This is a genomic window from Streptomyces sp. NPDC057654 (genome assembly GCF_042800135.1).
Classification (GTDB): Bacteria; Actinomycetota; Actinomycetes; order Streptomycetales; family Streptomycetaceae; genus Streptomyces.
Map to the genome: position 1 here is coordinate 1 of NZ_JBHVHQ010000531.1, position 5967 is coordinate 5967.

At 75.4% G+C, this 5967-nt stretch carries 3 protein-coding genes and 2 pseudogenes; 3 read left to right on the forward strand and 2 right to left on the reverse strand.

What is annotated here, in order from left to right; genetic code table 11:
- A pseudogene (locus ACFU99_RS29850) lies at positions 1 to 198 on the reverse strand (hypothetical protein); the annotation flags it as partial.
- Between the two features lie 145 nt (positions 199 to 343).
- Positions 344 to 1747, reverse strand: a complete 1404-nt coding sequence (locus tag ACFU99_RS29855; RefSeq protein WP_384397924.1) for an SWIM zinc finger family protein — start codon at positions 1745 to 1747, stop codon at positions 344 to 346.
- Between the two features lie 239 nt (positions 1748 to 1986).
- Between ACFU99_RS29855 and ACFU99_RS29860 the strand changes: the two genes are divergently transcribed.
- The 3 genes and pseudogenes from ACFU99_RS29860 to ACFU99_RS29870 form a co-directional block, all read left to right on the forward strand.
- Positions 1987 to 3108, forward strand: a complete 1122-nt coding sequence (locus ACFU99_RS29860; RefSeq protein WP_384397928.1) for an AAA family ATPase — start codon at positions 1987 to 1989, stop codon at positions 3106 to 3108.
- 78 nt (positions 3109 to 3186) lie between these two features.
- Complete coding sequence (locus ACFU99_RS29865; RefSeq protein ID WP_384397926.1) at positions 3187 to 5691, forward strand: DUF5682 family protein; 2505 nt, start codon at positions 3187 to 3189, stop codon at positions 5689 to 5691.
- Positions 5691 to 5967: pseudogene (locus tag ACFU99_RS29870) on the forward strand (hypothetical protein); the annotation flags it as partial. The gene ACFU99_RS29865 and the pseudogene ACFU99_RS29870, both read left to right, overlap by 1 nt.

Genomic DNA, 5967 nt, shown 5'->3' on the forward strand with positions numbered 1-5967 from the left:
CGCCACGGCCGGCAGCAGCCCGGCCCGACCGCGCACCGTCTGCACCGCGGCGGCGTCCAGGAGGGCCGATGCCGCGTCCTGGCCGGGGCGCGGCGTCACGGGCGGGGTGCGCCGCCCGGTGCCGAGCAGCGCGGCGGCGACGAGGTCGTCCCAGGTGGTGGCTGGTGGGGTGGTCGTGTCGGCGGCCGTGTCGGCCATGTACGAGTCCCTTCCGTTTGTGGCCCGGTGGGGTCCGTTCGGCGGGTTCGAAGCGCTACCGGTGGTGCTCGGGCCGGGGCGGCTTCGAGAGGTCAGGGGACAGCCGTCAGATCAGGGACAGCGGTCCGTCGGACTCGGCCCGGAGCTACGTGAAGAGCGGAACCGCTTCCGGCGCCCAGGTGGTCAGCGGGGTGAAACCGGTGTGGCCGCAGTCGCCGAAGACCGTGACCGGCTCGCCGCCCGAGACCGCGGCGAGCTGCCACAGGCCCGTACGGTCCGTGCACCGCGGGTCGATCGGCAGCGCCGACTCGCCGCGCGCGTCGGCCAACTGCCAGCCCCGATCGGCGTCCGGGACCGGTATCACGTCGGCGAGGACGACCGGCCAGGCGTCCAGCCAGGGGTCCTCGCGCAGCGCGTCCCCGTAGCGGGCCAGCGCGGTCGCGACGTCCGTGCCGGGCGGTGGCGCGGCCGGCTCCCGTGGTGGCGCGTGGCGCGTCGCGACGGCGGCCCGCAAGGGGAGGGCGGCGGGGTAGTAGACGAGGTCGGCGTCGAGGGAGAGGCCGACGGGGAGGGAGAGTTCGGGGGCCCTGCCCGCTGCTCCGTAGGAGAGGAGCAGCGCCATGCGGCCGGTGTTCCGGCCGTGCAGCCAGATGCGGCGGGTGGTCAGCCGGCCGTCCTCGGCGTCCCGCTGGGCCAGGATCAGCCAGTCGTCGCGGACGGGCTCCGCGGTGGCGAGCAGGTCGGCGGTGTCCGTGGTGAGCCCGACGCGCGAGCGGACCGTGGCGGCCAGCGGCTCGGGCAGCCCGTCCACGTGGAGATAGCCCTGGTCGAGGGTGTGCAGCAGCGCGCACTCCGCCAGCATCCGGGACGGCCAGCCGCTGCCGGACGCGGGGGCCGACGCCAGTTCGCGTACGCGCGCGGCGAGTCCGGGAGCCTGCGCGTCGACCATGCGGGCCGCCGTCTCCTCCCACTGTCCGTAGCCGCCGCGGTCGGCCGAGGCCAGGCCGTTGCGCAGCAGGTCGGCGAGGCGGTGCTCCAACTCCCGGGCCCCGTCCGCCATGCGCCGCGCGCGCTGCTCCGCGCGGCGGCGGGCGGCGGCCCGGCCCGCCGACGGCTCGCCGTCGCCGGTGTCCTCGGCCTCCTCCGCCGTCTTCGCGGCCTTGGCCGCCACGGTCGCGGCGGTGCGCTCGGCCCGCTGCCGCCGGCCGCTCAGCCATTTCCGGGCCCACTCCGGCGGTTCGCCCCCGTCCTGCACGGCCGCCTCGTCCGAGGCCCGCAGCAGGAGGAGGCCGAGCGCGTGCTTGCACGGGAACTTGCGGCTCGGGCACGAGCAGTTGAAGGCCGGCCCGTCCGGGCCGGACAGGTCGGTGACCGTGCGGTACGGCGTGCTGCCGCTGCCCGCGCACAGCCCCCACACCGCGCCCTCGCCGGCCCCCGTGTCCGACCATGGCGCGGGCGCCGCGAGCTTGGCGCCCGCCTTGCGTGACGCGGCGTCAGGTGCGAGCGCGAGCACCTGCTCCGCCGTCCGGAACTCCCCCTGCGGATTCATGTCGACGAAGCTACGGCCTGCCACTGACAATCGCCGTGACCTGCACGTTTGTTGGCCCGAGGCCGATTGTCAGTGGGGTGGTGCAGTGTTGGTCACGCAGCCCGAAGCCGTGTGATGAGGGGGGACCTGTGACCGTGCCAGGATTTGAGAACGAGCCCGCGAGCGACGCCGATACGGGAGCCGATGCGGGAGCCGAGGCCGGAGCCGCCGCGGGAGCCGAGGCCGGAGCCGCCGCGGGAGTGGACGCCGGAGCCGTGGCCGAGGCCGCAGCCGACATCGGCGGTGAGCCGCTGCGGCCGCATGCCGAAGTGGCCTTCGCCGACGAACTCAAGGCGCTGGCCGCCGCGGACGACCGGCCGCGGCCGGTCAGGTGGCGGCTGTCGCCGTGGGCCGTGGCGACGTACCTGCTCGGCGGAGTGCTGCCGGACGGCACCGTCATCACGCCGAAGTACGTGGGCCCGCGACGCATCGTCGAGGTGGCCGTCACCACCCTCGCGACCGACCGGGCGCTGCTGCTGCTCGGTGTCCCCGGCACGGCCAAGACCTGGGTGTCCGAGCATCTGGCGGCCGCCGTCAGCGGAGACTCGACGCTGCTGGTACAGGGCACGGCGGGCACGCCGGAGGAGGCCATCCGGTACGGCTGGAACTACGCGCAGCTGCTCGCTCACGGCCCCAGCCGGGACGCGCTCGTGCCCAGCCCCGTCATGCGGGCCATGGCCGGCGGCATGACGGCGCGTGTCGAGGAGCTGACGCGCATCCCCGCGGACGTACAGGACACGCTCATCACCGTGTTGTCCGAGAAGACCCTGCCGATCCCCGAACTGGGCCAGGAGGTGCAGGCGGTCGGCGGCTTCAACCTGATCGCCACGGCCAACGACCGGGACCGGGGCGTCAACGAGCTCTCCAGCGCGCTGCGCCGCCGCTTCAACACGGTCGTCCTCCCGCTCCCGGCCACGCCCGAGGCCGAGGTCGACATCGTCGCCCGGCGCGTCGAACAGATCGGCCGCTCGCTGGCTCTGCCCGCCGTGCCGGAGGGCGTCGAGGAGATCCGACGGGTCGTCACGGTCTTCCGCGAACTGCGCGACGGCGTCACCGCCGACGGCCGCACCAAGCTCAAGTCCCCCTCCGGCACCCTCTCCACCGCCGAGGCGATATCCGTCGTCACCGGCGGCCTGGCCCTCTCCGCGCACTTCGGCGACGGCGTGCTGAGGGCGGCCGACGTCGCCGCGGGCATCCTCGGCGCGGTCGTCCGCGACCCGGCGGCGGACCGCGTCGCGTGGCAGGAGTACCTGGAGACGGTGGTCCGGGAGCGGGAGGGGTGGAAGGACTTCTACCGGGCCTGCCGAGAGGTCTCGGCGTGACTTGCGTGACTTGCGTGGCTTGAGGGACGGCGGGACGAAGAGCGTGACGGGGACGAAGAGCGTGACGGGGGCGATGGGGTGAAGGTGGACGAGGGGGAGGCGGGACCGGTGTTGTTGGGGGTTCGGCACCATGGGCCGGGGTCCGCGCGGGCGGTGCGCGCGGCGCTCGACGCGTGCGAGCCGTCCGTCGTGCTCATCGAGGGGCCGCCGGAGGCCGAGGCGGTCATCGGGCTGGCGGGCGAGGACGGCATGCGGCCGCCCGTGGCGCTGCTGGCGCACGCCGTGGACGATCCGGGGCGCGCGGCGTTCTGGCCGCTGGCCGGGTTCTCGCCGGAGTGGGTGGCCATCAGATGGGCGCTGGCCCACGGCGTCCCGGTGCGGTTCATCGACCTGCCGGCGGCCGTGTCACTGGCCATGGACGGCGCGGGCCGGGAGGCGGGCGATGAGAGCGGGGGCGACGAGGCCAGTGGCGAGAAGGCCAGTGGTGAGGAGGGCGACGGCGCGGACGGGGGGACGGACGGTGAGCCGCCCGACGTGGGGCACCTGCGCGTCGATCCTCTGGCCGTGCTCGCCGAGACGGCCGGGCACGACGACCCCGAGCGCTGGTGGGAGGACGTCGTCGAGCACCGGGGTGGCCACACGGGCTCCATCGCCCCGGCTGGGGCGAGCGCGCTCGCGCCGTTCGAGGCGCTGGCCGAGGCCATGACCGCGCTCCGGGGCGAGTACGGGCACGGGGGGCACGACCGGGACCTGGTGCGCGAGGCGCACATGCGGCTGCGGCTGCGGGAGGCGCGGCGGAAGTTCGGGGACGGCGTGGCCGTCGTCTGCGGCGCCTGGCACGTACCGGCGCTGGCGGAGACGGTGACGGTCGCCGCCGACCGGCAGCGGCTCAAGGGTCTCCCCAAGGTGAAGACCGAGCTCAGCTGGGTCCCCTGGACGCACCGCCGCCTCTCCCGGCACAGCGGTTACGGAGCCGGGATCGCGTCCCCCGGCTGGTACGGACACCTCTTCGACGCCCCCGACCGGCCCGTAGAGCGCTGGATGACCAAGGTCGCCGGGCTGCTCCGGGCGGAGGACCAGCCCGTGTCCTCCGCGCACGTCATCGAGGCCGTACGCCTCGCCGACACCCTCGCCACGATGCGCGGACGCCCCCTCGCCGGGCTCGCCGAGACCACCGACGCCATACGGGCCGTGCTGTGCGAGGGCTCCGACGTCCCGCTCGCGCTCGTACAGGACCGGCTCGTCGTGGGCGACGTGCTGGGCGAGGTGCCGGACTCGGCCCCCGCCACGCCCCTGCAACGCGACCTCGCCCGCGTCCAGCGCTCCCTGCGCCTCAAACCCGAGGCGGCGGAGCGGAAACTGGAACTGGACCTGCGCAAGGAGACCGACGCCGCGCGCAGCCGCCTGCTGCACCGGCTGCGACTCCTCGGCGTCGACTGGGGCGAGGCGGCCCGTTCCCGCGAGGGGCTCGGCACCTTCCGGGAGACCTGGCGGCTGCAATGGGAGCCGGAGCTGTCCGTCAAGGTGGCGGAGGCCGGAGTGTGGGGCACGACCGTGCTCGCCGCCGCGACGGCCAAGGCCGAGTCCGAGGCGGCCGGGGCCCGGTCGCTCGCCGACGTCACCGGCCTCGCCGAACAGTGCCTGCTCGCCGGGCTCACCGACGCCCTCCCCGTGGTGCTGCGCGCCCTCGCCGACCGCGCCGCGCTCGACGCGGACGTCGGCAACCTGGCCCAGGCCCTGCCCGCCCTCGTCCGCTCGGTCCGCTACGGGGACGTACGGCGTACGGACGCGACGGCCCTGCGCGAGGTGGCGAGCGGGCTCGCCGAGCGCGTCTTCGTGGGCCTGCCGCCCGCCTGCGCCGGCCTCGACCACGACGCGTCCGCGACGATGCGCGGCCACTTGGACGGCGTCCACACGGCGGTCGGCCTCCTGGCCGAAGCGACGCAGGCGACGGAAGCCGCAGGGACGACGAAGGCAACGACGGCAACGCAGGCGACGAAGGAAGCAGGAGGGCCCGGCATACGGGAGCGCTGGTCAGCCGTCCTGCGCGGGCTCTGCGAACGGGACGGCATACCGGGGCTGATACGCGGACGCGCCGTCCGACTGCTGCTCGACGACGGCCGATTGGCGGACGGGGAGGCGGCACGCCTCATGGGCCTCGCGCTCTCGCCCGGCACCGAGCCGCCCGAGGCGGCGGCCTGGATCGAGGGGTTCGTCGGGAGCGGCGGTTCCGGCGGCATGCTCCTCATCCACGACGAACGCCTCCTGGCCCTGGTCGACGGCTGGCTCACGCGCGTACCGGCCGACGCCTTCACGAGCGTGCTGCCGCTGCTGCGGCGCACCTTCGGCTCGTACGCCCCAGGGGTGCGCCGCACCCTCGGCGAACTGGTGCGGCGGGGCAGCCCGGACGCGCCTTCGCCGGGGCTCGGCGCCGGAGCTCTGGGCTTCGGTCCGGGGCTGGACGCCGAGCGCGCGGCGGCCGTACTGCCCACGCTGCACGCGCTGTTGGGGGTGCGGATGGGGACGGGGACGGCAGTCGCCGAACCCCTGCCCGTACCGACTCAAGGGAGGGAAAAGAGCTGATGGGCGACGCGAACAGCGCCACCGCCGAGGTCACACCCGATACCGCACCCGACTCCGCCGACGAGCGGTTGCGGCGCTGGCGGCTCGTGCTCGGCGGGGAGAGCGGGGCGGAGGGCACCGGCTGCGCCCTCGCAGGAGCGGACGCCGGCATGGACGCGGCGCTCGGCGCGCTCTACGGCGGCGACGGCAAGAGCGGCGACATGTCCCGTACGGACGGCATCTCCCGTACGGGCGGGCTCGGCGCGTCCGCGCCCGGCGTCGCGCGCTGGCTCGGGG